Here is a 3669-nt window from a genome sequence, read left to right on the forward strand (position 1 = left end):
GTGCGGGGGGGGAGGTCGGGGGCTCCGCGTCGTACCGTGTGGGGTTTTTGATTTTGGGGTGGCCGGGAGGGGATCGCCTGCCGGGAGTGGCGGATTTCTGCCTGGCGGTGCTGTCACATTTGGGGGTGGTGGGTCGTCCTTCTCCGGTAGGTACCGACACGGAGGAGCGCGACATGAAGGTGGTAGTCGTCGGCGGGACCGGGCAGACCGGCACGTTGCTGGTCGAGGAGTTGCGGGCGCGGGGGCACGAGGCGGTGGCGGCCGCCCGGTCGACCGGGGTGGACGTGATCTCCGGGAGTGGCTTGGAGCAGGCGCTCGCCGGGGCGGACGTGGTGGTGGACGTGCTCAACACGACCGAGCAGGAGGAGGCGGCCGCGACCGCGTTCTTCCGGGCGTCGTCGGAGAACGTGGCGACGGCGGCGCGGGCGGCCGGGGTCCGGCATCACGTGCTGCTATCGATCGTCGGGTTGGAGGCGGCTTCCGACTTGGCGTACTACCGGGCGAAGCTGGCGCAGGAGGCGGCGGTCAAGGCCGGTGGGGTTCCGTACACGATCGTCCGGGCCACCCAGTTCCACACGTTCCTGGCGCCGCTGATCCGGGCCAACGCGGTGGACGGCGAGGCCCGGCTGGCTCCGGTGAACCTGCAGCCGATCGACCTCGCCGACCTCACCACGATCCTGGCCGACGTGGTCGAGTCCGAACCGGCCAGCACGGCCAGCACGGGCGGGACGGCCAGCACGGGCGGGACCGTCGAGGTGGCCGGGCCGGAGGTGCTGCCGCTGGACGAGATCGGCCGGCGGCTGGCTCCCGACCTGAAGATCACCTCGGATGGCAGGCCGTTCTTCGGTGCGAACGTTCCGGTGAACGCGCTGGTGGCCGGGCCGGGAGCGCGCCTCGGCACGATCACCCTCGCCGAGTGGCAGGCGGCGGACGCGGGCTGATCCGAGCGCTCAGGCTTTGGTCTTGAAGGTGCTCCGGTAGGACTGCGGGGTCGTGCTCAGCCGCTGACCGAAGTGATGCCGCAAGGTCTGTGCGCTGCCGAACCCCGCTTTCCCCGCGATCACGTCCACCCCCAGCTCGGTGTCCTCCAGCAGCCGCCGGGCGAGCAGCACCCGCTGGCCGGTCAGCCAGTCGTGCGGGGTGGCGCCGGTCTCGGCCCGGAACCGGCGGGCGAACGTCCGCGGGGCCAGGTGCACCAGGGCGGCCATGGTCTCCACGGTGTGCTCCCGGTCGAGGGTCTCCAGCAGGTGGGTCAGCAGCGGCTGGAGGGTCTCGCAGGACACCGTCGGCATCGGCGTCTCGATGAACTGGGCCTGGCCGCCGTCCCGGTGCGGCGGGACGACCATCCGCCGGGCGATCTGCGCGGCCACCGCGGAACCCTGCTCCTCGCGGATCAGGTGGAGGCCGCAGTCGATCGCGGCGGCGGTGCCGGCGCTGGTCAGCACGGTGCCGTCGGCGACGTAGAGGACTCCCGGGTCGACCTTCGCCGCGGGGAACCGGTCGGCGAGCCGGTCGGTGTGCCGCCAGTGTGTGGTGCAGCGGCGGTCGTCGAGCAGGCCGGCCTCGCCCAGGGCGAACGCGCCGGTGCACACGCTCATCACCCAGGCGCCGCGGTCGTGTGCGTGGCGCAGCACCTCGAGGATCTCGGGCGGCGCGTCCTGGATGTCGTTGGGGACGACGGCGACCAGGTCGGCGGTCCAGGCCGGGGTGAGGTCGTGGCTGGGCGTGATCGCGAAACCGGAGTGGGTCGGCACCGGGGCGCCGCCGACGCTGCAGACCGAGAACTCGTATCCGGGCAGGCCCTCCGGGGTGCGGTCGTAGCCGAACAGCTCACAGAGGACACCCAGCTCGAAGACCGCCACCTCCTGCATGGCGATCACGGCAACGCTGCGCAACATGCCGACACCGTACCGAAGGTTGGCAGTTTCTTGAAGATGTATGGCATTACTGCCACTGGTACGACACCGGTTTCGGGACGACGCTAGAGGCATGGAAATCATCCTTCTTGCCTTCTTCGTCCTACTTTTGATCGCTTCCGCGGTCGGCCTCACCGCGGACAGCCGGGACAGCGCCGATTGGAAGCCCGGCGTCGACGGCCGCCGCGACTCGTGACCGCTCCCCGGGAGAAGCCGCCGGACGATTTCCGCCCCCCGTGGGTGACGGTCGCCCGGCGGCATTTGGCACAGTGGACAGATGCTGACCGACGTGGACCTGCCCGCGCCCGGACTGCTCTGGACCCGCTGGGCCGCGCTGAGCGCCGCGATGACCGGCATCAGCCGTGGTGAGCGGTGGTCCATCGACGAGCGCGGCGCCCGGCGGGACGACCCGGACACCGGCTGGGCCCGGTTCGCGCTGCTCGACGGCCGCCGCGCGGTCCTCTACGGCGCGCACCACGACCACCACGCCGCGGTCTCCACCGACCCGGCCGCCGACCCGCTCACCGGCGCGCCGGACTGGCTGCCCTGGGCCGAGCTGGCGCCGCTGGCCGAGAACGACGAGCTGGGTTTCGTGATCTGGCACGAGAACGGCCGCTGGTCCCGGGTGCGCTACCAGCCCCGGTACGACGACGGCATGGTCGAACTGCTCGCGCCGCTGCTCAGCGAGGAGCGCATGGTCACCGCGCTGCACGCCGTCACCGGTCTGGCCGCCCGGCCCGGGCTGCGCGAGATCGCCGCCGACCTGCTGCACGCCGCGATCCGCGGTGAGGTCGACGCCGGGCACCTCGACGCGCTGCTCGGTGACACCGCGGACATCGGGGCCGCGCTCGCCGCCGCGAACCGGGGCGGGATCACGCCGGGCACCCGGGCGCCGCGGATCGCGCCGGGGCAGCGCCCGCCGATGCGCCGGGTCCGGCGGCTCAGTCAGGGCGAGCACGACCGGCTGGTCTGGTCGGCCATGCGCGAGGCGACCGAGTTGCGCCGGCCCGCGCCACCGGACACCGACGAGCTCGGCGCGCTGGTCAGCTGGCTGCAGGAGCGCGCGCCGGCCGGTGACGGGCGGTGTTCGCTGCTGGCCTACGCGGACGCGACGAGCTTCAGCTCCCAGCCCGGCGAGCACCCACCGGCCGACCGGCCGGGCGAGGAGCGTTACGCGGCGTTCCGCCGTCTCACCGAGCTGGTCCGCGCGCTGCGCCGGGCCGAATCCGATCCGCGTTACGGCCGCTGGTTCTACCTGCGGGTGGAGACCAGCGCCAACAAGTTCCGGATCGAACGCTGCTACGACTCCTGGCCGTCCTGGTGGCCCGACGACGGCGTCTCCGGCCCCTGGCGCACGAATCTGCAGGAGGAGGTCGAGGCCCGCAACCCGCGCTGGCGTCCGACGTGGACACCGCTGCTGGACCCGGAGATCGCCTACCGCCCGACGTCGTGAGATCGCTTCCTGAGACCGCTTCAGGAGACCGCTTCAGGAGACCCCGAAAGATCAAGATGTCGTGCGTCCGCTGGGGTGCGGACCGTCGCTCCCGCCGGGACCCCTGCGGGCTCCGCTGGCCGCTACGCGTCCAGAACGCGAAGCCCTCCGGGGCGACGTCCGTGGGCGGTTGCGGTCAGACCAAACCCCAAGCGTGTGAAGTTTCGGCGCGCACCGCACCACAACTCCCCACGCAAGCCCGGAAACCCCGGAGCGTGGGGACTTTCGGCGCGCACCGCACCACAACTCCCCACGCAAGCC

Annotated in this window: 4 protein-coding genes; 3 read left to right on the forward strand and 1 reads right to left on the reverse strand. The window is 72.2% G+C overall.

All coding sequences use genetic code 11. The annotated features are described in order from the left end of the window. Positions 1 to 173 precede the first annotated feature (173 nt). On the forward strand, positions 174 to 941 hold the full coding sequence (locus ADL15_RS05810) for an SDR family oxidoreductase (protein ID WP_067685569.1): 768 nt from the start codon (positions 174 to 176) through the stop codon (positions 939 to 941). A 9-nt stretch (positions 942 to 950) separates the two neighbouring features. Here ADL15_RS05810 and ADL15_RS05815 read toward each other — a convergent pair whose 3' ends face one another. Continuing rightward, positions 951 to 1898, reverse strand: a complete 948-nt coding sequence (locus tag ADL15_RS05815) for a GlxA family transcriptional regulator (protein WP_067685570.1) — start codon at positions 1896 to 1898, stop codon at positions 951 to 953. A 91-nt stretch (positions 1899 to 1989) separates the two neighbouring features. On the opposite strand from ADL15_RS05815, the gene ADL15_RS56350 reads away from it, so the two are divergent. Both ADL15_RS56350 and ADL15_RS05820 read left to right on the forward strand, forming a co-directional pair. Continuing rightward, entirely contained in the window at positions 1990 to 2112 is a 123-nt protein-coding gene (locus ADL15_RS56350) for a hypothetical protein (protein ID WP_269748310.1), read from the forward strand. 81 nt (positions 2113 to 2193) lie between these two features. Then, positions 2194 to 3369: a hypothetical protein gene (locus tag ADL15_RS05820; RefSeq protein WP_067685571.1), complete on the forward strand. Its 1176-nt coding sequence runs from the start codon at positions 2194 to 2196 to the stop codon at positions 3367 to 3369. Positions 3370 to 3669 lie beyond the last annotated feature (300 nt).

Source organism: Actinoplanes awajinensis subsp. mycoplanecinus (assembly GCF_001509495.1).
Classification (GTDB): Bacteria; Actinomycetota; Actinomycetes; order Mycobacteriales; family Micromonosporaceae; genus Actinoplanes; species Actinoplanes palleronii.